This window comes from Streptomyces sp. AMJ-169, from assembly GCF_055597585.1.
Window position 1 is genome coordinate 56,233 of the sequence record NZ_JBVLTJ010000024.1, and the last position, 24,016, is coordinate 80,248.

General features: G+C 71.1%; 33 protein-coding genes. 22 read left to right on the forward strand and 11 right to left on the reverse strand.

Features of this window, described 5'->3' with window-relative positions; genetic code table 11:
• Positions 1–14 precede the first annotated feature (14 nt).
• From ACYUD3_RS36655 to ACYUD3_RS36680, 6 genes are all read left to right on the forward strand, one after another.
• Complete coding sequence (locus ACYUD3_RS36655; protein ID WP_470980199.1) at positions 15–548, forward strand: hypothetical protein; 534 nt, start codon at positions 15–17, stop codon at positions 546–548.
• Positions 548–2,248: a hypothetical protein gene (locus ACYUD3_RS36660; protein WP_470980202.1), complete on the forward strand. Its 1,701-nt coding sequence runs from the start codon at positions 548–550 to the stop codon at positions 2,246–2,248. Before ACYUD3_RS36655 ends, ACYUD3_RS36660 begins: the two co-directional genes overlap by 1 nt.
• Complete coding sequence (locus ACYUD3_RS36665) at positions 2,245–3,534, forward strand: helicase-related protein (protein ID WP_470980205.1); 1,290 nt, start codon at positions 2,245–2,247, stop codon at positions 3,532–3,534. Before ACYUD3_RS36660 ends, ACYUD3_RS36665 begins: the two co-directional genes overlap by 4 nt.
• An 83-nt stretch (positions 3,535–3,617) precedes the next feature.
• Positions 3,618–4,952, forward strand: a complete 1,335-nt coding sequence (locus ACYUD3_RS36670) for a DUF3440 domain-containing protein (RefSeq protein ID WP_470980206.1) — start codon at positions 3,618–3,620, stop codon at positions 4,950–4,952.
• On the forward strand, positions 4,952–6,085 hold the full coding sequence (locus ACYUD3_RS36675; protein ID WP_470980209.1) for a ParB N-terminal domain-containing protein: 1,134 nt from the start codon (positions 4,952–4,954) through the stop codon (positions 6,083–6,085). The genes ACYUD3_RS36670 and ACYUD3_RS36675 overlap by 1 nt, the downstream gene beginning before the upstream one ends.
• The gene (locus tag ACYUD3_RS36680) at positions 6,078–6,365 is read left to right on the forward strand and encodes a hypothetical protein (protein ID WP_470980212.1); all 288 of its coding nucleotides are present in this window, start codon (positions 6,078–6,080) and stop codon (positions 6,363–6,365) included. The genes ACYUD3_RS36675 and ACYUD3_RS36680 overlap by 8 nt, the downstream gene beginning before the upstream one ends.
• Positions 6,366–6,432: 67 nt before the next feature.
• Here ACYUD3_RS36680 and ACYUD3_RS36685 read toward each other — a convergent pair whose 3' ends face one another.
• The 4 genes from ACYUD3_RS36685 to ACYUD3_RS36700 all read right to left on the reverse strand — a co-directional run bounded on the left by ACYUD3_RS36685 (position 6,433) and on the right by ACYUD3_RS36700 (position 9,640).
• Positions 6,433–6,771 (reverse strand): hypothetical protein, encoded by a 339-nt coding sequence (locus ACYUD3_RS36685; protein ID WP_470980214.1) that lies wholly within the window; start codon positions 6,769–6,771, stop codon positions 6,433–6,435.
• Positions 6,772–7,019: 248 nt separating this feature from the next.
• Entirely contained in the window at positions 7,020–7,625 is a 606-nt protein-coding gene (locus ACYUD3_RS36690; protein ID WP_470980217.1) for a ScbR family autoregulator-binding transcription factor, read from the reverse strand.
• Between the two features lie 12 nt (positions 7,626–7,637).
• A complete protein-coding gene (locus ACYUD3_RS36695; protein WP_470980220.1) occupies positions 7,638–8,810 on the reverse strand; it encodes a beta-ketoacyl-[acyl-carrier-protein] synthase family protein in 1,173 nt (390 codons plus the stop codon).
• Complete coding sequence (locus tag ACYUD3_RS36700) at positions 8,810–9,640, reverse strand: MmyB family transcriptional regulator (protein WP_470980223.1); 831 nt, start codon at positions 9,638–9,640, stop codon at positions 8,810–8,812. The genes ACYUD3_RS36695 and ACYUD3_RS36700 overlap by 1 nt, the downstream gene beginning before the upstream one ends.
• A 191-nt stretch (positions 9,641–9,831) precedes the next feature.
• On the opposite strand from ACYUD3_RS36700, the gene ACYUD3_RS36705 reads away from it, so the two are divergent.
• Genes ACYUD3_RS36705 through ACYUD3_RS36715 form a run of 3 tightly spaced genes read left to right on the forward strand, consistent with a single transcriptional unit; the run spans position 9,832 to position 10,837 of the window.
• A complete protein-coding gene (locus ACYUD3_RS36705; RefSeq protein ID WP_470980225.1) occupies positions 9,832–10,227 on the forward strand; it encodes an ATP-binding protein in 396 nt (131 codons plus the stop codon).
• The gene (locus tag ACYUD3_RS36710; protein WP_470980228.1) at positions 10,224–10,496 is read left to right on the forward strand and encodes a hypothetical protein; all 273 of its coding nucleotides are present in this window, start codon (positions 10,224–10,226) and stop codon (positions 10,494–10,496) included. Before ACYUD3_RS36705 ends, ACYUD3_RS36710 begins: the two co-directional genes overlap by 4 nt.
• Positions 10,493–10,837: a hypothetical protein gene (locus ACYUD3_RS36715; protein ID WP_470980231.1), complete on the forward strand. Its 345-nt coding sequence runs from the start codon at positions 10,493–10,495 to the stop codon at positions 10,835–10,837. The genes ACYUD3_RS36710 and ACYUD3_RS36715 overlap by 4 nt, the downstream gene beginning before the upstream one ends.
• A gap of 381 nt (positions 10,838–11,218) precedes the next feature.
• Here ACYUD3_RS36715 and ACYUD3_RS36720 read toward each other — a convergent pair whose 3' ends face one another.
• The 3 genes from ACYUD3_RS36720 to ACYUD3_RS36730 all read right to left on the reverse strand — a co-directional run bounded on the left by ACYUD3_RS36720 (position 11,219) and on the right by ACYUD3_RS36730 (position 12,810).
• Positions 11,219–11,794 (reverse strand): hypothetical protein, encoded by a 576-nt coding sequence (locus tag ACYUD3_RS36720; protein ID WP_470980234.1) that lies wholly within the window; start codon positions 11,792–11,794, stop codon positions 11,219–11,221.
• Complete coding sequence (locus tag ACYUD3_RS36725) at positions 11,787–12,119, reverse strand: DnaB-like helicase N-terminal domain-containing protein (protein WP_470980237.1); 333 nt, start codon at positions 12,117–12,119, stop codon at positions 11,787–11,789. The genes ACYUD3_RS36720 and ACYUD3_RS36725 overlap by 8 nt, the downstream gene beginning before the upstream one ends.
• A gap of 148 nt (positions 12,120–12,267) precedes the next feature.
• A complete protein-coding gene (locus ACYUD3_RS36730; RefSeq protein WP_470980239.1) occupies positions 12,268–12,810 on the reverse strand; it encodes a hypothetical protein in 543 nt (180 codons plus the stop codon).
• 35 nt (positions 12,811–12,845) lie between these two features.
• Between ACYUD3_RS36730 and ACYUD3_RS36735 the strand changes: the two genes are divergently transcribed.
• From ACYUD3_RS36735 to ACYUD3_RS36745, 3 genes are all read left to right on the forward strand, one after another.
• Positions 12,846–12,980 carry a hypothetical protein gene (locus ACYUD3_RS36735; protein ID WP_470980242.1) on the forward strand — a complete coding sequence of 45 codons (135 nt, stop codon included), beginning with the start codon at positions 12,846–12,848 and terminating at the stop codon, positions 12,978–12,980.
• A 245-nt stretch (positions 12,981–13,225) separates the two neighbouring features.
• The gene (locus ACYUD3_RS36740) at positions 13,226–13,510 is read left to right on the forward strand and encodes a hypothetical protein (protein WP_470980245.1); all 285 of its coding nucleotides are present in this window, start codon (positions 13,226–13,228) and stop codon (positions 13,508–13,510) included.
• A gap of 18 nt (positions 13,511–13,528) precedes the next feature.
• Entirely contained in the window at positions 13,529–13,771 is a 243-nt protein-coding gene (locus ACYUD3_RS36745; RefSeq protein ID WP_470980248.1) for a hypothetical protein, read from the forward strand.
• Positions 13,772–13,874: 103 nt separating this feature from the next.
• Here ACYUD3_RS36745 and ACYUD3_RS36750 read toward each other — a convergent pair whose 3' ends face one another.
• The 4 genes from ACYUD3_RS36750 to ACYUD3_RS36765 form a co-directional block, all read right to left on the reverse strand.
• Positions 13,875–14,396: a hypothetical protein gene (locus tag ACYUD3_RS36750; protein WP_470980251.1), complete on the reverse strand. Its 522-nt coding sequence runs from the start codon at positions 14,394–14,396 to the stop codon at positions 13,875–13,877.
• 544 nt (positions 14,397–14,940) lie between these two features.
• Positions 14,941–16,176 (reverse strand): hypothetical protein, encoded by a 1,236-nt coding sequence (locus tag ACYUD3_RS36755; protein ID WP_470980253.1) that lies wholly within the window; start codon positions 16,174–16,176, stop codon positions 14,941–14,943.
• A gap of 117 nt (positions 16,177–16,293) precedes the next feature.
• Positions 16,294–16,695: a hypothetical protein gene (locus ACYUD3_RS36760; protein ID WP_470980256.1), complete on the reverse strand. Its 402-nt coding sequence runs from the start codon at positions 16,693–16,695 to the stop codon at positions 16,294–16,296.
• 55 nt (positions 16,696–16,750) lie between these two features.
• Positions 16,751–17,254: a hypothetical protein gene (locus tag ACYUD3_RS36765; protein WP_470980259.1), complete on the reverse strand. Its 504-nt coding sequence runs from the start codon at positions 17,252–17,254 to the stop codon at positions 16,751–16,753.
• A 366-nt stretch (positions 17,255–17,620) separates the two neighbouring features.
• Here ACYUD3_RS36765 and ACYUD3_RS36770 point away from each other — a divergent pair, with 366 nt between their 5' ends.
• The 10 genes from ACYUD3_RS36770 to ACYUD3_RS36815 all read left to right on the forward strand — a co-directional run.
• Positions 17,621–18,121, forward strand: a complete 501-nt coding sequence (locus tag ACYUD3_RS36770; protein WP_470980262.1) for a hypothetical protein — start codon at positions 17,621–17,623, stop codon at positions 18,119–18,121.
• Between the two features lie 44 nt (positions 18,122–18,165).
• Positions 18,166–18,462: a hypothetical protein gene (locus ACYUD3_RS36775; RefSeq protein ID WP_470980265.1), complete on the forward strand. Its 297-nt coding sequence runs from the start codon at positions 18,166–18,168 to the stop codon at positions 18,460–18,462.
• A gap of 225 nt (positions 18,463–18,687) precedes the next feature.
• Positions 18,688–20,376 (forward strand): helix-turn-helix domain-containing protein, encoded by a 1,689-nt coding sequence (locus tag ACYUD3_RS36780; RefSeq protein WP_470980267.1) that lies wholly within the window; start codon positions 18,688–18,690, stop codon positions 20,374–20,376.
• Positions 20,376–20,975 carry a hypothetical protein gene (locus ACYUD3_RS36785; protein ID WP_470980269.1) on the forward strand — a complete coding sequence of 200 codons (600 nt, stop codon included), beginning with the start codon at positions 20,376–20,378 and terminating at the stop codon, positions 20,973–20,975. The genes ACYUD3_RS36780 and ACYUD3_RS36785 overlap by 1 nt, the downstream gene beginning before the upstream one ends.
• Positions 20,976–21,023: 48 nt before the next feature.
• On the forward strand, positions 21,024–21,530 hold the full coding sequence (locus ACYUD3_RS36790; protein ID WP_470980272.1) for an HD domain-containing protein: 507 nt from the start codon (positions 21,024–21,026) through the stop codon (positions 21,528–21,530).
• A 39-nt stretch (positions 21,531–21,569) separates the two neighbouring features.
• On the forward strand, positions 21,570–22,226 hold the full coding sequence (locus tag ACYUD3_RS36795; RefSeq protein ID WP_470980275.1) for a hypothetical protein: 657 nt from the start codon (positions 21,570–21,572) through the stop codon (positions 22,224–22,226).
• A gap of 96 nt (positions 22,227–22,322) precedes the next feature.
• The gene (locus ACYUD3_RS36800) at positions 22,323–22,607 is read left to right on the forward strand and encodes a hypothetical protein (protein ID WP_470980278.1); all 285 of its coding nucleotides are present in this window, start codon (positions 22,323–22,325) and stop codon (positions 22,605–22,607) included.
• 87 nt (positions 22,608–22,694) lie between these two features.
• Complete coding sequence (locus ACYUD3_RS36805; protein WP_470980280.1) at positions 22,695–23,045, forward strand: hypothetical protein; 351 nt, start codon at positions 22,695–22,697, stop codon at positions 23,043–23,045.
• An 18-nt stretch (positions 23,046–23,063) separates the two neighbouring features.
• The gene (locus ACYUD3_RS36810) at positions 23,064–23,738 is read left to right on the forward strand and encodes a nucleotide-binding protein (protein WP_470980283.1); all 675 of its coding nucleotides are present in this window, start codon (positions 23,064–23,066) and stop codon (positions 23,736–23,738) included.
• Positions 23,735–24,016 (forward strand): hypothetical protein (locus ACYUD3_RS36815; protein WP_470980286.1); only part of this gene is annotated, 282 nt, incomplete at its 3' end. The genes ACYUD3_RS36810 and ACYUD3_RS36815, both read left to right, overlap by 4 nt.

A 24,016-nucleotide genomic window follows, 5' to 3' on the forward strand; every position in this document is an offset into this window, starting at 1 on the left:
AAAAGAGGAGTCCCATGCTGCGGATGTACGGTTTCGACGGGGGCACGCCGACCCGCCGCGCGTACCACGCGATCACCGATGCCGCCCCGGAGATCCTGCGGACCGGGGGCGAGCGCCTCGATCTGACGGTCCTTGCGCGCTGGACGGAGTACCGCGCGCCCCGTCCGGCCGGCGGGGATGCGTGGTACGACCTGCTGTGGACGGACCCGGCCGGACGGGAGGCGCGTGCGGACGGATACGGCGACGACCGCGGCCGCACGGCGGAGCTCCTGCACGGGCGGGCCGTCGCGGCGGCCGGGCACCTGCCCATGCCCCCGGTGATTGAGTTCGGGGTCCGGCTCGCCGGTGTCGTCCCGGTCACGCTGGAGGGGATGGGCGAGGAGCACATCACCCTGCTGGGCGGGCCGGAGCGGGCGCTGGAGGTGCTGCGGCGCCGCCAGCGCCTCGCCGTGAAGGACGACCGGAGCACCGACATCTACGACTGGGTCTCCTGGGCCCGCGGCGCCGCCCGCGTGATCGGCGGCCTGAGCGTGCCGCGGGAGTGGTGATGGCGCGCCATCAGATCGTCCGTTCCTGCGGTCACCCGGAGACGGTCGACCTCTTCGGGAACAGCCGCGCGCGCGAACAGCGCGCCGCGTGGGAGCAGACGCGGGAACGTCTGTGCCACGCGTGCTGGCAGGAGGAGCGGGACCGCGAGCGCGAGGAGGAACGCCGGGCCGCCGCCGAGGCCGCCCGGCTGGAGGGGCTGCCCGAACTCCGCGGCACACCCAGGGAGGTCGCCTGGGCCGGGACCATCCGTCACGGCCTCCTCTCGCGGCTGAAGGAGTTCGTCGACGGCCTCCACCGGGACCTGGCCCCGGACGGGCCCGGGGACGGGGACGGGTCCGCCGGGGACGGGAGCGGGCAGCGTGCTGCGGTCCGGGCGGCCGCGGCGGCCGGGAGGAGGGAGGCCGCCGCGACGGCGCTGGCGGCGGTGCGGGAGGTGAGTACGGCCCGCTGGTTCATCGATCACCGCGAGACCTCGGTGTCCGGGCTGGTGATGCTCGCCGGGAGAGGGGGCCTCGCCCCGCGCACCCCGGAGCAGGAGGCCGCGGGGTTCGACCCGAACGGCTTCAACAGCTTCACGCTTCCCGGTGGCGAGGTCGGGACCGGCCGGGACGGGGATGCCGTGGTGACGCTGCGGGGCTCGCGGTGGGAGGGCTGCGTCTTCACCCATCCCGCGGCCCTGACCGCCGTGCACCCTGGTACCGCCGGTGCAGGCGATGGCGCTGAGGAGGAGTCGGCCGGCGCGGTGGTGGAGCTGAGGTTCCACGGCGGGTGGAGTTTCGTGGTGTCCGACGGGCGGCGGGTGCGGCGGGTGACGGCGCAGGAGATGCACGCCGACCGCACCACAGGACGGCGCGGGGAGCCCGGCCCCCGCCTCTACCTGCCGCCCGCCCCCTGGCGGCGGGGGGCGTGGAACGAGATCGACGTCCCCGAGGCCGACGTCGACGACGAGGTGTTCAGCGTCTTCGGGGAGCGCCTGGCCGGCCACGTGCGGGTGATGCTGCGGTGCTCCCGGTGGGAGGGGCTGCATCTGCGCCACCGCCGGGGGATGGCCGTGCGCCACCGGCCCGGATACGTGACGCTGCTGGTCGCGCCCGACATGCCGCAGCTGCTGTTGCACGGGGGCGCGGGCAGGATCACGGTGGCGGCCGCGGAAGTCGCCGAGGACCGGGCCCGCCCGCTGGAGCGGCCCGGGGAGTCGCTGGCGGTGGCGCGGGAGCGGTGGCACCGGGTGGTCTTCGACCCCTCCCGGGTCAGGCGGGTGACGGACGCGAGCATGTGCCGCTTCGGCTGGGAGACGCAGGACCCGCAGGCGGTCGTCTTCCACCCGGGGACGATGTGCCGCACCCGTCGCGACGGCACGGTCGCCTGGCACTTCCCCGACCGCTGGGAGTTCCGGCTCCGCCTTCCCGGGGGCGGCACGCGGACCCTGTCCGCCGCGCGGTTCGTGGAGGCCACCGCCTCCTGGGCCCGTACCGAACCCGTCCCCGGCACCCACCGGCGCGTCCCCGAACCGCTCGGCCCCGTCACGGTGGAGATCGACGCCGAGCTCCTCGACGGCGACCTCGGCATCCCCGAGGAGTGGGACACCGGCGACGCCGGCCAGGACCCCGGTGACGGCCGGCCCGGCCCCGGCATCACCGGCATCACCCATGCGGCAGGGCATCGGGCGGACGAGCAGGAGAGGAACGCGCAGCGGTGACGGGGGACACGGACGGGGCGGCCGGGCTGCCGGGGCTGACGATCGAGCAGAGCGGCGCCCTGCGCCGCTTCGCCCGGCTGAAGGCGGGCGCGGTCTTCATGGAACAGGGCATGGGCAAGTCGCGGGTCGCGGTCGAGCTGGCCAATCACCGGGCCCGCGCCGGGCGGGTCGACGCGGTGCTGTGGGTGGCTCCCCACTCCGTGCTGTCCACCGTCCAGGACGAGGTCGGGCGCTGGGGCTGCGACGTGCCCGTGCGCTACCTGGGCTACCAGACCCTCTCCCAGTCCGACCGCGTCTACCTCGACACCCTCGCATGGGCGCGGACGAGCCGGAAGCTGCTGATCGTCGCCGACGAGTCGAGCTTCATCAAGAACGGCTGGACCCGGCGGCACCAGAGGATGCTCGAACTGCGCCGGCACGCCGCGTACGCCCTCGCGCTCAACGGCACGCCCCTGACGCGCGACCTGTGGGACGTCAAACGGCAGATGGACTGGCTCCACCCCAGGATCCTCGGCACGAGCGACCGCCACTTCCGCTACCGCTACTTCACCCTGACCGAGCGCTCCGACCCCGGCCGCGGCCGCCGCGCCTGGTTCGAGGTCTACGAACCGAACGTGGCGCACCTGCGCAGTCTCATGCAGGCCTACATCTTCGAGGCGCGCCTGGACCTCGGCCTGCCCGAGGCCGAACTCGAGGTCTCCCACGAGGTCGGCGCCGCGGCCCGTGCGGCGTATGAGAGCGAGCGCGACGAGTTCTTCGCGGCCTGGGAACGGTACGGCGAGGAGATCGCGCTCTACCGCATGCTCGGGAACCTCAAGAAGACCGCCGCCTGCTGCCCCGTCAAGTGCGCCTCGGTCGCCGAACGGGTCGACGGCCGGCACACGGTCGTCTTCTGCCAGTACCGCGACGAGCAGGCCGCGATCGCCGCTGGTCTCACGGGCGAGCACCTCGTCATGTCCGGCGACACGTCCGCCCCGCAGCGCGAGAGGATCTTCGCCCGCTTCCGCGCCGAGCGCCTGCCGCTGCTGGTGACCTACGGCACCGGCAGCTTCGGTCTGAATCTCCAGCACGTCAGCTCGGCGCACTTCGCCTCGCTCCCCTTCGATTTCGGGCAGACCGAGCAGGCCCGCAGCCGGATCCGCCGCCTGGGCCAGAAGAACGCCCTCGTGTACACGACGCACACCTCCGACCTGGGCATCGACGTCCTCATCGCCCGCAACCTGCGCAGGAAGGGGTGGCTGGCGCAGCTGATGCGCCGGGAGATCGACCCGTCCGGAATCCTGTAAGCCTGTATCCCGAAATGGGATACAGTGGGGGTGCGGGCCCCGCACCCCGGCCCCCGCACCGCAACCGAAGGAGGAGGACCCTGGTGAAGAAGAGCAAGGGCATCGACGTCTGGGAGGCGACCCGGCGGCGCCTGGCCGTCGTCTTCCGGGACTTCGACAACGTGGTGCTCGCGTTCTCCGGCGGCAAGGACTCCGGGGTGATGCTCCACGCGACCCTCGCCTACATGCGCGAGCACGGCATCACGAAGAAGATCACCGTGGTCCACTTCGACTACGAGGCCCAGTACCAGGCCACCACCGACTACGTCACCGAGGTCATGACCTCGAACCCGGACCTCATCGACCCCGTCTGGATCTGCCTGCCCATGGCCGTGATCAGCGAGGTGTCGATGTACCAGAGCCACTGGAAGCCGTGGGACCCGGAGCTTCAGGACATCTGGGTCCGCCCCCTGCCCGACGCCCCGGGCGTCCTGCACACCGGGAACCTCCCCGAAGGCTTCCCGGCCTACGACGGCGTGTGGGACTACACATTCCAGGAACAGGTCTCCCGGTGGCTGCACCGCCGCTGCGGCGCCGGGCGCACCGCCGTCCTCGTCGGGATCCGCACCCAGGAGTCCCTCCACCGGCAGGGGGCCATCCACCGCGAGGACAAACACGCGATGTGGCAGTCCTACCGGTGGACCACCCGCATCAGCGACGGCGTCTACAACGCCTACCCGATCCACGACTGGAACGTGGAGGACGTCTGGACCGCGAACGGGGACCACCAGTGGCCCTACAACGAGCTCTACGACTTCTTCCACCTCGCCGGTGTCCCGCTGGGCGACATGCGGGTGGCCAGCCCCTTCCGCGGCGAGGGCCAGGAGAACCTCAAGCTCTACCGGGAGATCGAGCCGGACACCTGGGGCCGCCTCGTCGGCCGGGTCAACGGCGCCAACTTCACCGCGATCTACGGCGGCACCGGTGCCATGGGCGCCAAGAACGTCACACTCCCCGAGGGCCACACCTGGAAGTCCTACGCGGTCTTCCTCTGGAAGACCCTCCCCGAGGAACGCCGCGAGGAGATGCTCCCGAAGATCCGCACCACCATGCGGTACTGGACCGTCACCGGCGGCGCCCTGACCGAAGGCACCGCGGCCAGCCTCCGGGAGAACCCGCCCGAGGACGCCGCGGTCGAGTTCCTGGGCGCGCCCAGGGACAACCGGAAGCGGAAGACGCCCATGGAGATCGTGCGCTTCTCCCGCTACCCCGACGACCTCTCCGGCCGCGGGCCGGCCGCGGAGATCCCGGACTGGCGGCGCATGGCCATCTGCTTCCTGCGCAACGACTGGCAGCTCAAGGGCATGGGCTTCGGCCAGACCAAGATCAGGCACACCCAGAGGGTCCAGGCCCTGGAGAAGCTGAAGGAGACCCTGTAATGGCGGCCACCCGCGCGAAGAAGCAGCAGCAGCCGTTCCGCAGCCCCGTCTACGACGTGCGGCCCATCCCGCTGGACCAGGTCCGGGCGAACAACTACAACCCGAACCGGGTCGCGCCTCCGGAACTGACGGGCCTGGAGAACTCGATGTGGGTGGACGGCATCACCCAGCCCGTCGTCACCGTCCACGACGAGGCCACCGGCATCTACGAGATCGTCGACGGCTACCACCGCTGGCGCACTGTGCGGGAATCCGACCGCATCCGCGAGCGGGAGAACGACCTGCTGCCCGTCGTCGTCCTGCGCGGCAAGGACGACGACGAGCTCAAAGCCTCCACCGTCCGCCACAACCAGGCCCGCGGCAAGCACGACGAAGAGCTGATGTCCCGCCTGGTCGCCCTGCTCATCGACTCCGGCATGACACCCAGGTGGACCATGCGGCAACTGGGCATGGAACCCGACGAATTCCGCCGCCTCCTCCAGCTGACCGGAGCCGCCCGGTACTTCTTCGGCACCGGTGCCGTGGACATCGAACCCCCCGCCGACACCCCCCACTGGCACGAGGAACCGGGCCCCGACACCCCCGTCCAGCAGGTCCTCCCGCTGCACACGCCCCGCGCGGGCGCGCCCTCGGACAGCCCTGTCTACCGGGTCCAGGCCGTCCCGATGGGCATGATCCGCGCCAACAACTACAACCCCAACCAGATGACCCCGAGCAGGCGCCGCCTCCTGCGGACCTCGGTGTGGCAGGACGGCTTCACCCAGCCCGTCGTCGCCCACTACCTCCCCGACGAGGACGTCTACGAGATCGTCGACGGCTACCACCGCTACCTCACCATGCGCGACACCCCCCGCATCCACAGGCGTGAGCACGACCTGCTGCCCGTCGTCGCCCTCGAGGGCGACCTGCCCCGCATGATGAGCTCCACCGTCCGCCACAACCGCTTCCACGGCGCCCACAGCGTCCTGCTCACCCGGGACCTGGTCCGCACCATCGCCCGCAGCAAATCCGACACCTGGGTGATGGAGAACATCGGCATCCAGGCCGAACAACTGCTGCGGATGAAGGACGACAGGCCCCTGGCCTCCGTCTACGCCGACCGCGGCTACAGCGAGGGACACCCCGATGCCTGAAGCCCCCCTCACCCTCCGCCTCGACGAGCACGTTCTCTCCCGCATAGACGCCTGCGGAGACCGCACCCTCGCGGTCCGGGAAGCCCTCGAACAGATCGCCCGAGGCGACATCCCCGGCCACCGCCGCCCGGCCCGCAAGCAGATCTCGGTAAGACTCCCGGCCGACCTCGTCCACCAGGCCCGCACCCGCGCCACCGACCACAGCATCAGCCTGGCCGAAGCCGTCGAAGCCGTCATCCTCGGCACCACCCACCGAAAGACTCCAGACGACGCGGGGTGACCATGCGTGAACCAGGGCCCGGCACCGCAAAGCCCACCACGCCCGGCCGCGGGCCTGCCGACCGACGTCAGAACTCGTCGTCCCGTAGGCCGTCGAACTCTTCGTCGTCGTTCCCGACGCCGCCCGCGCCCCCGTCACCATACGGAACGTCGCAGACCACGTATCCGTCGCGCATCCTCCAGCCCACTCGGAGGACGGTCCTGACCGGGAGCGCAATCAGACTTCGGTCGGGGTCGATCTCCTCACCTACGAGGCTCTGAACCACAACCGCGATGCAGTGGCCGCCGTCTCCGGTGGCGCAGTACCAGGGAGCCAACTCGGGAGGCAGAACTCGGGGATAGGCCGCCCCCGGCTCCAGGGCGTACACGGCGCGCGCGATGACAGCCCGGGGATCTACGTTGGTCATCCGAGTAGCTTCCTGCGACACCAAGTCCCAAGCAAGCGGTGGCCAAGGCTGCTTCCCCTGGCGGCGACGTTCAACAACAAGCTCACGGCGGGAGACGACGCCCCGGACACGCATCGGCCGCAAATGCGTCCGGGACGCCGTGCCGCCCCGTACCGGGCGTGTGGCGCCGCTCGAGGCCTGGGGATCGGTACCGCCGCCGGTGGCGCCGCGGTGCCTCGTGCCGGGCGCACGGCCGGCTGTCCGGCCGGCTATGTGTGGTCTGTTCCTGTGTGGAGTCGGGGGAGCAGGCCGGGGTGGGCGAGTGCGGGCAGGAGGTGGTGCCACATGATGGTGATCTGGTCGGTGAGGTCGGCTCGTGCGCTGAGGGCCTGGGAGAGGAGTTGGGTTCCGGTGAAGGAGCCGACGATGAAGCGGGCGCTGGCTGCGGGGTCGATCCCGGGCAGCAGTTCGCCGTGGGAGCCGGCCTGTCCGAGGAGTTCGGCTATGACGGTCATGGGGAGCTGGTAGGGCTCGGGGGTGAAGTAGGGGCCGGGTTCGGTGGAGAGGCGGACTGCGCCGCGCAGGACGGGGTCGGTCTGGAGGGTGGTGGCGTAGGTGTGGGTGAGGGTGATGAGGGCCTGGAGGCGGAGGGGGTCGTCGGGGGGGATGAGGGCGGCCTGCTGGGAGGCGAGTACGGCTTCGGCGATGGTGGATTTGTGGGGGAAGTGGTGCTGGAGGGCGCCGCGGGTGACGCCGGCGTTGGTGAGGATGGCCGACATGTAGGTGCCTGCGTATCCGTGGTCGGAGAAGAGTTCGCCGGCGGCGTGGAGGATGCGGCGCCGGGTTTCCTGGGCTCTTTCCTGTGTGTGTGCCATCGGGTGTGCTCTCTAGAGGGTTTCGCCGTCGAGGGCGGTGATGTGGAGTCCGGGTGAGGCGCAGTACAGGACGGTCGCGGATCCGGGTTTGGGGGTGTCGCGGTGGGCGCGGGCCATGAGGTCGAGGACGCTGACGCCGCCTCTGTTTCCGCTGGTGTAGGCGGTCCAGGTGGGGGTGAGGAGGCTGGGGGGCCAGCCGGTGGGGAGGGTCTGGGCCATGTGTTCCAGGACGCGGGTGCCGCCGGGGTGGGCGAGGAGGAGGTCCGGGGTCCAGGCGGGGCCGTGGCGGGCGGTGAGCCATTGCCAGATGGGGGGGAGGCCGGCCTGGAGGGCGCGGGGGCCGAGGCGGTCCATGCGGAAGTGGACGCCGTCGGCGCGGGAGAGCAGTTGGTGGTGGTCGGCGGTGGCGGGGAGGGTGGCGTGGTGGGCGGCGTCCAGGCGCAGCCAGGTGCCGTGGCGGGGGCGGCCGGTGACGGTGACGGAGCCTGCGGAGTCGCTGAACAGGAGGCGGCACAGCAGTGAGTCGAGGGTGTCGTCGGCGGGCTGGTAGGTGGTGCTGAGGGCTTCGGAAACGGTGATCTGGACGATGAGGTCGGGGTTGGCGGTGGTGAGCTGGGCGGCGAGGGAGAGGGCGCGGGTGGTGGCGCCGCAGGCCCATGTGGTGAAGGGGTAGGTGGTGGTGTCGGGGCGCAGTCCGAGCTGGTTGAGGAGGGCGATGTCGAGGCCGGGGAGGGCGGGGGTGGTGCTGTTGCTGGTGATGAGGACGTCGATGTCGGTGGGGGTGAGGGAGGCGTTGCGCAGGGCGCGGGCGGTGGCGCGGGCGGCGTGTTCGCGGACGGCGTGCCAGGCGGGGGCGGTGCGTTCGGAGATGGTGCGGCGGGCGGGGGCGTGTTCCAGTGCGGTGATGGCCCGTTCGGCGGTGGCGGGGTCGAGGCCGGCGTCGGTGAGGGCGGTGCGTGCCTGGGCGGTGCCGATCAGTTCCAGGGCCGAGCGGCCGGGCGCGCAGGCGGCGGACAGGGGCTGGTGCCAGCGGCGGGAGCGGATGCGGGTGGAGGCGGCTATGGCGTCGATGCGGTGCAGGAAGGGGGCGTGGGGGTGGCTGGTCCTGAACTCGTGGAGGATCTCGGCGGTGGTGACGGTGTGGTCGGCGTCGACGGCGGCGGGCGGCCAGCAGTACAGGGGCATCAGTCCTGGTTCCTCCAGTCCATGAAGATCGCGCGGCAGCCGGGGGCTCCCAGGGGTTCCGCGGCGGCTGAGTCCATGGTGATCTCGCGTCCTGTGGTGGTGTGGCGCATCCGTCGTCTGTCGCCGTCGGGGTGCAGGTAGGGGTCGCGGCGTTCGCGCCAGAGCGCGCGGACGGTGTCGTCGCGCAGCACGGTGTCGCGGACGTCGCGGAGCCGGCGGTGGCGGGGGTGGGCGTGCAGGGCGTTGCGGAGCTGGGAGACGGCCAGGGGTGCCCAGTGGCCATGCCAGTCGATCATGGTCGTGTCGCGTGCGGTCCTGTCGCCGAGTATCCACAGCATGATGTTGGGGGGCATTGTCCCCCACAGGCGTGCGGCGCTGTCGTTGTGGGTGACGACGTCCCAGGCCAGGTCGGAGATGTAGGCGGCGAGGGGTGTGGTCGCGATGATCCGGTGCCACAGGGCGGGCACGGCGGAGGCCTCGCCGGGGTGGAGGGCGGCGCTGGGGGAGGGCTGCTGGCCGTAGACCGCCAGCCACAGGGCCCCCCAGTCGGTCTCGGTGTAGTGCAGGACCCGGGCGACGGCGCGCAGCGTGCTGTCGGTGGGGGAGGAGATGAGGCCGCGTTCGAGGCGTCCGGTGGTGCGCTGGGGCAGGCCGGCGAGGAGGTCGACCTCCAGCTGGGACAGGCCGCGGTGGGCGGGGCCGGTCAGGGGCTCGGGTCGCAGGCCTGCGGCCAGGCGCAGGGAGGGGAGGCCGGGGTAGGCGGCGGGGCTGCACCGGGAGCGGGCCCGTGAGAGGAGGAGGCGCAGGGTCTCGGGATCGGAGACGGGCACGGGACACCCCCATCACTACCGGCTGGTAGTTAATCGTTCAACATGGCACATCGTCTGTCCTATACGAGGATCACAGGCAGGGGAAGAATCGGCCACACAAGGGCGTGTTATGCCCTTGTGGACCCTGTACGCCGATCCCGGAGTACGCAGTGACCTCTCCCCTTACCGCTCAGCGCCCTCTTTTTTTCACCGTGGAACAGCATGATCATGCTGTTTCGTCCGCCCGCCGGTGGGTCCGCCGATGTCTGGCCGACTGGCACGTGCCCGCCGGCCCGTCGGAGGACGCGGTGCTGGTCACCTCGGAACTGGTGACCAACGCCGTGCTCCACGCGGGCTGCACCGGCAGGGCCGGGACCCGCCCGGTGACGCTCTGCCTCGCCCCGTGCCCCGGCTCGGGCCGCCTGCGCATTGAGGTCACCGACACCGGGCGCCCCCTGGCCGTCACCGCCGCACGCCGCACGGCGGACACCGAGTCGTCATCGGGCTGGGGGCTGCGCCTCGTGGACGCCCTCTGCGAGGCCTGCGGCTGCACCCCGGCCGCGACCGGCAAGACGATCTGGGCGGAACTGTCCCTGGAGACGAGATGACCCCCACCCCCACCCCCCGCCCGGGCACGGCGGCGGTCACCGCCGCCGGACTCCCCGTCCACGTGCCCGGGACCTGTCTTCCCCTGCACGCCGCAGCCGCGCTCCTGGCCGCCGTCCACGAGCGCGAGGACCTGCCCGGTCCGGGCCTGCGCGTCACCGGGCACACCTCCCGGGTCCGCGCGGCCGGGGACCCTATGACCGCGGCCGTCCTGGAGATCACGCACGGCCTCGACGACCCCGGAGAGGAACCGGAGGAACCGTGCGCATGACCACCACGGCCTTCTCCCGGCGCGCCCGCCGGCTGCGCCTGCTGGGCTACCGGGCCCGGCGCGCGTTCGCCCGCCCCGCCCGCTGCCGCTGTGCGGCCTGCCTGCTGCCGCGGTTCCCGTCCGCCCCGCCGGAGGGACGTCTTTCTCTCACCGACGCCGACTTCGCCGACTTCCGGGCCCGCCTGATGGTCCTGCTGGGCGCCGCGGCCGACCCCGGGCCGCGGGGGCAGGAGCGGACCCGTCTCGCCCGCGAGGCCGTGGGCGACCTCCACGCCCGGACCCGGGCCCACTACGCGGCCCTGAGCCGCATCCCCCGCCCCCGCGAAGGCGGGGAACGGTGACCGGGACCCGCGACGGCCGGTGGAAGCCGTCCTGCGGCGACGTCCTGGCGCAGCCCGCCTGAGAGGCGATGAACTCCCGCTTCCCGGGTGCCCCCCCGCCCGGGAAGCGGGTTAGCGGCCGGGCCGGCGTCCACCACCCCGGCGGCCCAGCCGCACACCGGCCCCCGGCTCCCTGTCTGCCCAAGCCTGACGGAGCCGGGGGCCGGCGCGGACGTACGTCCGTGTCAAGGACCAGGTCCCTCCCCGGCGGGACGCACATGTTCGGCTGCCTGCTGACGAAACCCGTGGCCGACCCCCACCGGCCCGAGCCCCCACCACCCCGGCCGGGACCGCCCCTGGAGATCAGTCTGTCCATTCAGTAGGTGCAGTAGGTCTGTGCGGTCAGTCCCGGCAGGTGTCCAGCACGCTGCGGTCGCCGGTGGCCACGTAGAGCCGGGCGCTCAGGACGGCGGCGAGGCTCAGCTCGATGTCGTCGGCGAACCGGCCGAGGCCTCGCGCGGCGGCCTCCCGGTCGGAGAGGTGCGCGGGGGCGATCTCCAGTGCCGCGATGCCGACGACGCCGGCCGCCGCGATGGTCCGCTCGGCGTCCGTGTGTTCGTCGGCGGGGCGGCGCAGCTCGGCAGCGGCTTGGCAGATGATCTGGTGCAGTTTCTCGGCGGCGTGCCTGGCGGCGTCGGGGCCGATGCTCGGCTGAGCGGCCAGGCAAGCGAGGCTGACAGTGCCGATGAGGAGCAGGCACGGGGGGACCCATGCTGTCCACGAGTCGTTGAGGATGTAGGGAGCGACCACGACCTGGGCCGCCGAGGCCAGGGCAGAGACCGCTGCGTACAGGACGGAGAGGCGCCGTCCGTTCTGGTACCGCCGCCAGTTGCTGTACCGGCGCGGTGCGATGACGCACGTCCCGGCGAAGATGACGGCCCCGCCTGCAAGACACACGAGGACGGGCGCATTAGCCATGTACGAGCCTCCAGGGCAGCGGGGTGTACACAGTGCGCTCGGACGCGATGTCGTCCGCCGCCTGGGCGAGCGCGGCCAGGGCGGCGGTTCCGCCGGTCTCCGCGAGCAGCCTACGGCGGTGCAGGTGGTCCCCGACCGTCTTCGGGCCGACCGGCACGCCGGCGGCGTGGAGGGCGAGGACCGAGACGTAGATGTGGGCGAGGGGGCGGGGCAGGGTCTCGGGCAGGAGCACGGCCGCTGTCAGCGGGATGGCGCAGGGGGCGACGAGGAGTCGGCCCACCGTCAGCTCCTGGTCGTGGTCCTGGTCGTCGGGAGCGGGTGTCATCACCGGTCCTTCGGGGTCGTGGCGGTGGCCGTACGGCGGCCCTCGCACCCTGCAACGACGCAGTCCCGGGCGGGGAACGCCTCGTACGGGTGGCACACCTGTCACTACTGCACCTGCTGACACCCAGTAGGTGCAGTACCTCGCGTGGTCAGCCCCACCAGACGTCGAGGACGCGGCGGTCGCCGGTCATCGCGTACAGCCGGGCCTCCAGGACGGCGGCGGTCTCCAGCCCGAGATCCCCGGCGAACCGGGCGAGGCCGTGTTCGGCGGCCTCGCGGCCGGTGAGGTGGGCCGGCGCGATCTCCAGCGCCGCGGCGCCGACCGAGCCGGCCGTCGCGACGATCTGCTCGACGGCCGCGCGCCCCTCCCGGACGGCGTCGGCCCACTCCTGGGGCGTCCCGCCGTACGACGGCGGCGGGACACTGGCCTCCTCGGCCTCCTCGGCGGCGGGGCGGCGCAGGTCGGCGACGGCCTGGTGGACGACGCCGCGCACCTCCTCGGCGGAGAGCGGGCCGGCGCGCCCGGCGTCCGTGAGGCGCGCGCTGATCGCCGCGGTGAGGACGTCGAGCCGGTCGTGAACGTCGCGCAGGGCACGGCGCCGGTGATCGCGGTCACCGTGTTCGCCATGTCGATGAGCCGGTACGCCTGCGCACGGCTCAGGGAGAGCTCGGCGCGCGCGTACTCTCCCCACCCGCTGTACCCCAAGGGCTCCCAGGCGCGGGCGGTGTGCGCCGCGCGCACGGCGAGGGCGAGGCGTACGACGGCGTCCCGCACGCCGCCCAGGGCCTCGCGCAGCTCGGCGGTCAGCCGCCGCGCGTCGGCCTCGGTGGTCGCGGGGGCCCGGCCGGCCGGGCCGTCTGATCCAGGGGACACGCCTCCAGCGTGCTCCCCTCCGCCACCGGACGGGAAGGGGGCGGACCGGGGCGTTCGAGGGCGCCCGCCGCGCGTCGTACGCCCCCTGCCGCTCCCGGGATTGCGGTTCCCTGGCCGGGGACGGGCCCGGTCGTGGGGATGAGTCCGGCGGGATGCGCCGACCCCACCTCTGTGCACCGCGAGTGCGTTACGGTTACCTCACCCTCCACTGTTCTGAGGGCTCGGAGGCATTGGTGACTGAACAGACCTGGACCATCGAGTCCATCCACAATGCGCTCGGCGGTCCCGCTCTCGCGGCCCGGTTCCTCGCCGAGATCAACCGGGCGCCCGCCGGTGAACTCCTCCATGTGTTCGCCCGCTGGCAGGACCGTGCGGAGCGCACTGCCGCCGCTGCCCGCCGGGGCCGGGAGATCGCCGCCGCCGAGGCCCGCGGGGAGGAGCCGGCGGGGGACTGGGTCGACGTCACCGACCGGGTCCTGGCGGAGGCTGCACGAATCCGGTCCCGGGGCGCCGCCTGACCTGACAGGGTTGAGGGTGTGTACCAGCTCCTGTGCGACGCGACCCTGATGACCGTGTGGGACGCCCTGCCTGCCGACGCGAGCGAGCAGCTCACCCTCGCGCTCGCCGACGCCTGCGAGAACCCGGTCACCTCGACCGAACCGTACGGCATCGACGACGGCCTCCACCGGCAGATCGTCCGCCCCCTCGTCACCGCAGTCCTCCATGTCAACCACGAGCGGCGCACGGTACGGATCTACGACATCCAGCCCTGGCACTGACCACACACCCTCAGCAAGCGCGCCTGCCTGGGAAGTTCACGCCGGCTTCCTCTTCTCCCTGCTGGAGTGAGGACGCCGACGGTTTCGTCACGGCCGTCTTGATCTACCGCTGACAGGTGGTCCTTCCCCGCTGCTGCCGGGCGAGGTGCTCCGGCCCGGCGCTCACCGCAGCTCGGGCCGCCGACAACTCGCTGTGGGGGGCGGGTGTCAGGAGTGTGTGTTCGCGGTCCCAGTCGTGCAGGGCCGTGTTGATGGCGACGGCAAGGTCCGGTTTCACGTTTCGGCGTGTGATGAGGGCGCGCAGGTAGGGTTCGCCGCCCTGGAAGAGGGCTGAGCGGGGGTGGAGGCACATCATCGCGTGCTGGGGCCCCTCGGGGCCGACGTGGCTCCAGGAGTCGAAGCAGCGGTCCTTGGCGGCGGGGATGTGCCCGGTGACGTAGGTGCGGGTGCCGGGGTCCTGGCACTTCCACGTGGTGGTGTGCAGGGCACACTTCTCGCAGGCGAGGGTGCCCTGCATGTGGGGGAAGCGGCGCTGCCATTCGGCGTCGAGCGCGTAGACGTCGTGGCTCCGGGGGACGGCACGGTGGCATAGGCAGCAGCGGAGGGTGAACGCGGTGGCGGGCACTGCGGCTCCTTCGGTCGGTGGCGGGGGTGCACAGCCTGTCAGAACCTGACATCGCTCTACGTCTCGAACGTGAGCTGCCCGCCGGATTCAAGCGCGGTACGACGGGCCCGCGCTCGGGTCCGGGCGTGGTGTTCCTGGTCGTAGCGCAAATGACAGCCCTGGCACATGGCACGGAGGTTGCCAGGGTCGCAGTTCTCCGGCGTGTGGTCGAGGTGAGCGACGGTCAGGACGACCTTGGAGCCGGTGCCGTACGCAGGCCGCCCGTTGAGGTTGGGACAGCGGCCGATGTGAGTGCCACGTCCACATTCACCGAGGCATTCGCAACGCCCAGCAGCACGGACCGTGCGGATACGGAGGCTGATCGCTTCCCAGTCTGCGGGATATCGGTCTCGGTTCTCGGGGCGAATCGGCACACCCAGTTCAACGACTTCCCCCGTGATGAGACACCGCCAAACCCAGTACTTGGGGATTGAAATCAGACAGCCGGTTCGTGCGACCCGCCCGGAGGCCGGTGTGTCTGCCTCCTGGACGGGTGAACAGGCCGTCAACTGCGGCCGAAAGGCCACCACTTCCGGCGAGGCGGTGCGGGTGGGACCGGGGGCGGCGGGGGCGTGGGCGGGTACGTCGGCCGATCGGGTACGGAGGGGGCGGCCGGGGCCTGTGAGGGTGGCGGCGGGGGTGAGGGGCGAGCCGTGTCTGGTGGGCGGGGTGCTGGTGGCGGGGGAAGGGATGCGGGTTTCGTGGCGGGTGGGGTCGGGGTGGCTGGGGTCTGCGGCCGGGGCGGTGCGGGGCGGGCTGGCGGCCGGGGGCGGGAGGTGCGGCTGGCGGCCGGGGTACGGGTGTGGCGGAGGGAGTGCTGGGCGGGGGTGAGCGGGGGCGGGCAGGTGGGAGGACCGTGGTGGCCGGTGGCGTCGTCGTAGGGCCAGTGGGCGAGCTGCCAGTGGTGATCGGCGAACATCTGCAACTCGGGTCCGGACGTGCCGCGTTGGGGGGTCCAGGTTTTCCAGGTGCCGATGGCCAGGACGTAGTTCCCGGCGGTGAGAGGGTCGAGGAGGCTGGCGTGTTCGGACCTGATGCGGACGGCGAAGCCGTCGCCGTCGTCGAGGCGTACGACGGGCCGACGCCTGCTGTCGTGGTCGACGGCGCGGATGCGCCCGTACACAGCGACCGGGTGCGGCGGCCTGTGCCCGGCTGTCAGGAGCGCGTGGAGGCGGCCCTGGTCATCGGGGGTGGGGCCATAGCAGAACTCGCCCCAGTCCACTGCCTTCCGCTCGCCGGGGCGGCGGACCTTGAAGCGGGCGGTCACGTCGGGGTCCCAGCCGTGTTTCTGGAGGAATCGGGCGATGGTGACAGCACTGTTGATCAGCGGGGGCAGGAGCGGGCGGACGGTGGAGACGTGCACCGCGGCCGGTGGGCGGGCGGGGGTGTCTGCGGTGCCGGGAGGGAGGCCGGCGGTGATCTGGCGGAGGTCGCCGGGCAGCACCAGGTGCAGTTCGTCCCCGCGGATGTGCGCAATGCCCTGCGCGCCCCGCGCGATTTTCTCCAGGATTTCGCGGGGGTTGAGCGGGCAGCCCGTCTGGTGGTGCTTGTCCTGGGCGAGCCGGAACAGGGCGGGCCTCGGCGAGCGGCCCACCGAGGCCCGCTGGGAGACGACGGGTGCGAGGCAGAACGCGCAGATCAGCGGCGTTTTCTCCCGGCGCCACCAGGGCTCGTGCCTGATCTCGGACGCGTAGACCCGCTGCCCGATCTGTCCGTCCTGGTACAGGCGTGCTTTGTCCACCGGCTCCGACTCCCCTTGATCCGCTGCCGTTCAGGGGATCATGACCGCAGGGTACGGAGAAAGGCCTAGGCGTGCGGTCCGACGGCCGGATGCCGAGGTGGTCCTTACGGGGGCGGGTCAGTGGAGGGCGGGGCGGTCGCCGACGGGGCCGCTGCGGGGGTCGCGCGGGAGGGCCGGGCGCAGGCCGCTGTACCCGCCGGACGGGTCCAGCGCGCTGGCCACCAGATTGGCCCAGCCGGTCAGCGCCAGCCATTCCTTGCCGTTCAGGTGCACCCACCACTCCAGCACGGCCGGCCAGGTCCTGATCCGCTCGACCGGGATCGCGAGGACGTGGGGCGGGGGCTCGCCGCAGGAGTGGTGCCGCACCGTCCACGCCACCACGTGCCGGGGGTGTTTGCCCTGGCGGAGAGTTTCCAGGGCGCGGCCGGCGGCGCCGGAGTCCACCTCCACCGTGCCGTCCCCGTCCTCGACGGCGGCACGGCAGTGGTCGCAGACCGCGATCAGATCGTCGTGCGGCACATGTATCTCCTCTGCCGGGCCGGGGGCCGTTGCCGGGATGTCCGGGGACAGCGTCTCAGCGGACGTAGGCGTCGCACAGGGTTCCCGCGCCGGCGGGTGCCGGTGCCGCGTGCGACCAGCCGCAGACCGACTTCAGGTCGTAGGGGGCCGAGGGCTGGGCCGTGCGCGGGTGCGCGGCGCGGGGCCGGGGATCGTGCGGGGCGGCGGTCGCGGCGTTTCCGCTGGAAGCGGTCCCGGGCTGGTCGGGCCGAACGGGGTGAAGGCGCCGGGGCGGCTGCGGGGGCCGTGGGGTTGTCCGCTGCGGTACGGGCGGGTGCCGGGGCGGCGTGTCCGCTGCGGCACGGCGTGTGTGGGAGGGCGGGGCGGGAGGCCGGGCGGGGGTGGTGGTGACGAGGGCGGTGCGAGGCGGTTCCTGGCGGGGGGAGGCCTGGAATGCGCGGTGGTCGTCGGCGGGCACGGCCTGCGGCGCGGGCGCACCGCCTGGAGGGACGGAGACACAGCCGGCCGCGAGGAGGGCGGGGGCCAGGACCGAGACCACGGCGGAGAGAAGGCGGGGCATGCGGCTCAGCATCGCGGTCCGGTGACGGCGCCGTCACCGGACGCGCTGGCGGTCACCGGCACAGGTGACAGGACCCGGTGTTACCCGGGACGGCGAAGCCGGGGTGACCACCGATCTGGATGTCTGGTCGGTGACCTCCGTGAGGACGCCGGACGCCTCGTCACGAGCGCTGTCGGCTGCGCACGCGCTCTGCCGGCCCCCTCCTGCGGACAACGCCACCGCTCTCATCGCACGCCTCGACACCGAACGCGAAGAGCCGCCCCCGCACCCGCACCGATCAACGGGTTGACTGGTTAATGGATTGACTGGTCAATTCGTTAACCAGTAGGTTGGGGTGTCGTCATCCCCTCATCGAAGGAGGCGTTCGTGCGCTTCACCTTCTCGATCGACGAGACGGGCCGTCCTGCGGAGCCGGAATGGCAGTGCTGCGAGACGGCTGAGGAGGCGGAGGAGTACGACGGCTGTGCCGAGGAGTACGGCCGCGAGGTCCTCCGCAACTGGATCATGGACCATGCCGAACCGGGCACGGCGCTCGTCGACGAGTGCGGAAACCCGCGGCTCCGTATCCGGGTCCACTTCTCCGACGAACGCGGCCCCGACGCCTCCGACCCCGCGTTCCCCGTCTGCACTGTCGGCTGTGACGAACTCGACGATCCCGCACCCGAGATCCAGGAGGTCGAGCGGGCCCGCACCCTCAAGCTGTACGCCGGGTTCCTCTCCGGTGTCGCGGACCACTGCCTGGAGGAAGCGCTCTCCGGCGCGCGGGCGGCCGGCCACGGTGCCAACGAGATGGCCCGCCGTGTGGCCCCGGCAGTCTCCCGCCCCATTGCCCTGCGGATGATGGCCGGGGGCTCCGGGTCGGTGTGACGGTGTGCGTCGTGTCCCTGGGCCCGGTGTGTCGTTGCGGTGGTGTGTTTTCCGAGTCCCTGCAAGCGGTGTTCGAGCAGATCCAGTCTCTTGAGGCGGAGATGAGAGGGCTGGCCGCCTCACTGTCCTGTGAAGACCTCCAGGGGCTTCGGGAGGACTGCCTGGAGGAGGCGTACGGCGTCCTGATGGAGTCCGCGGCGGCCATCAGGGCCGGCGATCCGGAGGAGGTCCTGGTGGAGGTGTTGTGCAGGGCGAGCCGGCTCACCGCCGAGGTGCGCGACCGGATTCTGGACGCGGCCGTGGCCGCGCACCCGGTGCCCGATCACTGGCCGCCGGAATGAACCGCCCGCTCAGCGGGCGGGTGTGAGAGGCCGCAGAGGTTGTGGCTGCGCCAGGCCGCCGCTGAGGCCGCCCGCGCCGAACAGTGCGCCGCCGCCTTGGCGGACTGATGTCCCTGCCCCGCCACCTGCGGGACCGCCACGCACCGCGGTACCCACCCCATGATCAACATGCTGATTCGGCATTTATAAATGATGAATCAGTATTCTCCGTGTTAGAATGTGCCCATGAGCGTTGAAGAGAGCACGCGGCGTAGCACGGAGGACCTCCTGAGGGAGACCGTGAAGACGCTGCTGGAGCTGACCGGCGAACGGCAAGGCGATCTCGCGACCGGTATCGGGCAGGCGCAGGCGCAGATCTCACGCAAACAGACCGGGCGGCAGCACTGGACGCTCGACGACGTCGACAGCCTCGCCGCGTACTACGGCATGCGCGTCCTCGACCTCCTCGCCGGACCCACCCACGCCCTGCGGGCACTCCCTCACGGCCGTCTGCCCGCCGTCGTGCAGGCCGCGTTCGGCCTCGACTCCGGGGCCACCGAGCACCAGACCGTCCCCGACTCCTTCAGGGGCGAGACGGTTCAGCCCGGCGCCGCGCACGGCCAGGAGGCGACCGAGGAACCGCCGGAGACGGAACAGGAGGTGCTCCCCGCACGGGAGCCGGTGGGGCCCTGCGTGCTGTGCGGCCAGCCCGCCGGTGACGAGATCGACGGATTCCCGCAGCACCTCACCCCCGAAGAATGCGCGCAGGCCGTAGCCGCCGCCACCGTGCCCACGGTGACGACCCCGCCGGCCGCCGCCGAACCGTCCGCGAACACCTTCTCCGCCGCCACCGAGCCGGCCGCGCCGACCGTCACGGAGACGGCGTTGGAGACGGAGGAGAAGGCGCCCGCAGCGCCCGGCCCGACCCCGGTCGCGGCTCCGGCCCCCGCGCCCGCACGGCGCCGCGCGCCCGGCTACGCCTCGGACACGCTGACCGCCATGATCACCGGCCGCGTACAGCACGTACTGACCGAGCGGAACGGCGACATCGAGGCCGCGCAGGCGGCACTCATCAAAAGTGCCATCCCGGACGTGATGGCACTTTTTAAAAAGTCGCGGGTCGGCGGACGCTACGCCCACTCAGAATTCCCGCCCACGGACGAGGTACTCCAGAAGAAATCACAGAAGACCGCTGACGAGATCTGGGAAGGGCGCCCGAAGTGGCGCAATAAATCCGCCCTCGAACTCGTTAAGAAAGGCGAGCCGATCGAGGTCACCGCGCTGGACATGAACGCGGCCTATCTCTCGGCGTTCAAATCGTGGCTCCCGCTCGGAAAACTGGTCGAAGAAGAGACCGACCAGCACGACCCGAAAAAGTCCGGCGTCTACCTGATCACCCCGCCGGAATGGAAGCACGAGGACCTCCCCGACCCCATGGGGGCCCGCCGCGAGACGGGGCCGGTGTGGGTGCCCGACTCCATGGTCCGCACCCTCCTGGACTGCGCATCCGAGGACTGGGGCCTGTGCAAGCCCCCGGTGATCCACCGCGCCCTCCTGTCCGGCGGCACGGAAATTCTCCTGGAAAAACTCCGCCGCGCCCTCGCCGACGTCCGCAAAAAATCCATTGAGGAGAACGACGAAATCACCACGGAGTACGTGAAATCCATGTATTCTAAGTTCGTGTCCACCATCGGGGAATCCTCCGCCAACACCGATATCAGGCGGCCGGACTGGATGCACATCATCCGCACCAAGGCGTTCACAAACCTGTGGCGCAAGGCATACAAAGCGCACCAGGCCGGTATGACGGTGATCGAGATCTCCGGAACCGATGAACTCCACATCGCGGGCGACTGGCGGCCGGTATTCCCGGAAGGCCGGAACCTGAACCAGGTAAAGGAAAAGAAGACCTACATGCTGGGGGGTAACCGATAATGGCCGGATCACCCGGACTCTGGCAGCGCTGGGGCGAGTGGAAGAAATACGGTGCCCGAGGGGTGAAGGGCGGCGAGGCCCTGGTCATGGAGATCAACCGGATCGTCTACCAGTCCGGCATCTCCTCCCCCGCCACCTCTCGGCGAGGAATGAACGCCCGCCTCAAATACCTCAACAGCGCCGCAGGACGAGAAGCCCTCCGGAACCAGGGAGTCACCGACCGCACCCTAAAATCCTGGATGAAAGGGAAAGCGACCCCCTCGCCCACGAGCCGCGAGCGGATCGACAACGCCTACTGGGAACGCAGGCGGGAAAACCTGATCCGCTCCGGATGGCTCAAGCGCTATCTCGACAACAACGGCGCGGGCCGACGAATCGAGATCTACCCCGTCGACCAGAGCCAGGTACAAGAGGGCCGCGTGCGCCCGAACATCTCCCAGCGCCACGTCAACGCCCGCTACATCTGGGGCGACCTCGTGGACGCATGGGCCGACAAGAACGAAGACCTGATCGACGAGATCTGGGAGGACATCATCTCGGACCTCGACTCGTATTACGCGGCCTACGCCTACGTCTCCGCAGTCGGCATCGCAGGCTGAAAAACCGCCCCGGTACCACCCTCACCAGAAAATGCCGAAGGAGCGAACGTGATCTCCGTCCGCGAGGTCGAGACCCTGGCCGCCGACGCGCACGCCGGGCAGACCGACAAAATCGGAGTGCCGTACATCGAGCACGTCCGGGCCGTGGCCGCCGGCCTCAGCCCGTTCGGCGACGAACTCGTCATGGCCGGCCTGTTGCACGACCTCCTGGAGGACACCGACTGGACCGCCGAGCGCCTGCGGGAGACGGGCGTACCCGCCCGGGTCGTCGAGATCGTCGAGGCGGTGACCAACCAGGCGGGAACCGCCTACGACGAGAAGATCCGCCGGATCACCGCCGACCCCGGCGCGACCCTCGTGAAGATCGCGGACAACGCACACAACTCCCACCCCGACCGGGCCGCACAGCTCCCCGCCGACAAGCGCGAGCGCCTGGCCGCGAAGTACCGCTCCGCGCGCGCCGCACTGTGGCCCGCCGCCCACCGGCCCGACGTCGAGGCCATCGTCCGCATCGTCAACCCGTCGCTGCTCGCCGAGCTGGACACCCACTACTGATCACACCGCTGTAGGGCAACTCCCCCAGGAGGACACCAGATGGCCACCACCCGAAAGCTCTCCTCGTACGGGCCCGTCCAGTTCGCCACCCGGATCGACCTCGCCGAGTGGCAGGTCGAGCGGGCGGTACGTCTCGGCCTGATCCCGCCCGCCGACCAGACGACCGGCCGCCGGCCCGCCGACGTCGTCGCCGATGTCGAAGCCCGCCGCGACGCCATCCTCGCCGAGACCGGCTCGATCCCCGACCTCGACGCCGAACGGGCGGAGAAACACCTCACCGACCGCCTCGGCATCACCGTCGCCCCCGGCACGGCCGCCGAACTCTCCCGCCAGGGCCTCCTCCCCGCCCGGGGGGAGTACCGGGGCCACCCCCTCTACTGCGGGTGGACGCTGGAACGCCTCACCGACCGCCGCAAGGTCACCGCGGCCTCCCGCACCGGCCGCCTCCACACCCGCGACGAAGCGGCCGAAGCCCTCGGCGTACGCCGCGCCGACCTGGACCACCTGATCAGGTCCGGACTGCTCACCCACGTGAAGACCGTACGCGGCCAGTTCAAGAGCATCGTCCCGCTCTACCGTCAGGGCGACCTCGACCGCGTCCTGCGCTCCCGGCGCATCGACTGGCCGGCCGTCCGCGCCGTCCTCCCGGGACACCGCTCCCCCCTCGCTAAACTCCCCACCCGCGCCACCGCCTGACCAGCGACAATCCCAACCCCACTGAGTCCACTGTGCCTACTGAATCGCAGTAGGCACAGTGGACTCAGTCAGTTACTGCGCCTGAAAGGCTCCCCCGTGACCCAGACCGCGCCCGGCATCCCGACTGGCCCGGTCGACCACCCCCCGCACGACTACCCGACCCCCCACGCCTATCCCTCCACTCCCCGCAAGGCCGGAATCCTGCGCGACGTCCTCGCCCAGGCCGACGTCGAGCTGGGCCCCCACGACGAGCGGATCGTGGACTGGTTCGCGGACTACGCCGACTGGAGCACGTACGCCACGATGGTGAGCTGGGTGCAGCGCGCCGGACAAGCCCGCACCACCACCGACCAACCCACCAACCTTCAGCAGCATCAGTAGCCTCAGTACCCCCACTGGCGCGCGACCGGCCCGACCCCTGCGACGATTCCGGGCCGGCCGCGCCGGAATCGCTGGAAGGATGCCGGCATGAACGACACCGACACCGACACCGACGTCGGCGGTACACCCGCAGACATCCAGTACCGGGCCGACTACAGCGACCCGCGCACCTACTCCCCCCTGGAACAGGTCTACACCGACCTGCGCGTGGCACAGCAGCGCTGCGAGGACGACCTGCGGGCCGTACGCGAGGACGGCCCGCAGATGGAGTTCCGCTGGGAGCCCGACCTCGGCATCCCCCCGCTCATGTGGCGGATGACGGTCCGCACGCCCTACTCCAGCGGTCTGTTCCTCTCCCCCGGCTACCGCGTCGTCGTGGTCGGCTCCCCCTACGACGGTGGCCCGCCGGCCCCGCAGACAGCCACTGAAGGGCAGTAGCCGCAGTACCGTACGTACATGACTGTGCCCGTCCTACGGATCGCCCTCGTCAGCATCAAGCCCGGCGTCGGCAAGAGCACCAGCGCGATTTTCCTCTGCAAAAGCCTCCAGGAACTCGGCCGTGAACCCGTACTGGCGGACGGCGACAAGGGCGCGTCGTGCCTCGGCTGGATGCAGGACGCCGGCGGCATCGGCTACCCCGTGATCGGACAGGCGATCACCACCCTCCACCGCGCACTCCCCGGCCTCGAAGCCGGTCGCGGCGCGGTGGTCGTCGACGCCCCGCAGCTCGAAGACCACGAAGCCATCGCACGCTCCGCCCTGGTGTACGCCGACGTCTGGATCTTCCCCCTCGCACCAGGGGGAATGGAAGTACGCCGGACCATGCTCCAACTCCGAAAGAAACTCGACGAAGCACGAGATCTGCGTGAGCAGCTCGGAAAAACACGCAATCCGATGTGTGAAATGGTCTTGCTGACGCGCACCAATCGGCCCTATGCCACGAAAACCGGACCCGATGCGGAGTTCAGGGAAGCCCTGACAGAAAAAGGATTCCGAGTCATGGACACCGTCATCGCATTCAATGACGATCTGTACAGGCAAGCATACGGATTCGAGGTCGACACCAAAGGAACCACGTACCCGGCAGCAGCCAAAGAAATCATCACCGCATGGGAAAGGGCACAGGCATGACCCGCCGCCGAGGGGACAAGTCCAAATTCACCGAAGACACGATCGCAGACCCGCCCGCAGGCGCCGAGACAATCCGTACGGCTCCGATCCGTCTCACCGTCGATCTTGCCCCGCTTCTCCATAAAGAGGTCAAGCGCTGGAGCAACCGGGCGGCACTTCATCTCGACCTCACCGAGGTCGCCCTTGCCCAGGTCACCCGCGCCCTTCTGGCGGAGCTGACGGAGCCGGATCTGAGGCAGCGCCTGCCGGGCCTGGAGGCACGTGTCCTGGAGCGCCTC

Coding starts and splice junctions, on each gene's coding strand:
- ACYUD3_RS36690 (WP_470980217.1), bottom strand. CDS start 7,625: ATGGCACACACACAGGAAAGAGCCCAGGAAACCCGGCGCCGCATCCTC.
- ACYUD3_RS36675 (WP_470980209.1), top strand. CDS start 4,952: ATGGCGGCCACCCGCGCGAAGAAGCAGCAGCAGCCGTTCCGCAGCCCC.
- ACYUD3_RS36660 (WP_470980202.1), top strand. CDS start 548: ATGGCGCGCCATCAGATCGTCCGTTCCTGCGGTCACCCGGAGACGGTC.
- ACYUD3_RS36780 (WP_470980267.1), top strand. CDS start 18,688: ATGAGCGTTGAAGAGAGCACGCGGCGTAGCACGGAGGACCTCCTGAGG.
- ACYUD3_RS36720 (WP_470980234.1), bottom strand. CDS start 11,794: ATGGCTAATGCGCCCGTCCTCGTGTGTCTTGCAGGCGGGGCCGTCATC.
- ACYUD3_RS36810 (WP_470980283.1), top strand. CDS start 23,064: ATGACTGTGCCCGTCCTACGGATCGCCCTCGTCAGCATCAAGCCCGGC.
- ACYUD3_RS36695 (WP_470980220.1), bottom strand. CDS start 8,810: ATGCCCCTGTACTGCTGGCCGCCCGCCGCCGTCGACGCCGACCACACC.
- ACYUD3_RS36715 (WP_470980231.1), top strand. CDS start 10,493: ATGACCACCACGGCCTTCTCCCGGCGCGCCCGCCGGCTGCGCCTGCTG.
- ACYUD3_RS36765 (WP_470980259.1), bottom strand. CDS start 17,254: ATGCCCCGCCTTCTCTCCGCCGTGGTCTCGGTCCTGGCCCCCGCCCTC.
- ACYUD3_RS36805 (WP_470980280.1), top strand. CDS start 22,695: ATGAACGACACCGACACCGACACCGACGTCGGCGGTACACCCGCAGAC.
- ACYUD3_RS36655 (WP_470980199.1), top strand. CDS start 15: ATGCTGCGGATGTACGGTTTCGACGGGGGCACGCCGACCCGCCGCGCG.
- ACYUD3_RS36785 (WP_470980269.1), top strand. CDS start 20,376: ATGGCCGGATCACCCGGACTCTGGCAGCGCTGGGGCGAGTGGAAGAAA.
- ACYUD3_RS36795 (WP_470980275.1), top strand. CDS start 21,570: ATGGCCACCACCCGAAAGCTCTCCTCGTACGGGCCCGTCCAGTTCGCC.
- ACYUD3_RS36685 (WP_470980214.1), bottom strand. CDS start 6,771: ATGACCAACGTAGATCCCCGGGCTGTCATCGCGCGCGCCGTGTACGCC.
- ACYUD3_RS36725 (WP_470980237.1), bottom strand. CDS start 12,119: ATGACACCCGCTCCCGACGACCAGGACCACGACCAGGAGCTGACGGTG.
- ACYUD3_RS36680 (WP_470980212.1), top strand. CDS start 6,078: ATGCCTGAAGCCCCCCTCACCCTCCGCCTCGACGAGCACGTTCTCTCC.
- ACYUD3_RS36710 (WP_470980228.1), top strand. CDS start 10,224: ATGACCCCCACCCCCACCCCCCGCCCGGGCACGGCGGCGGTCACCGCC.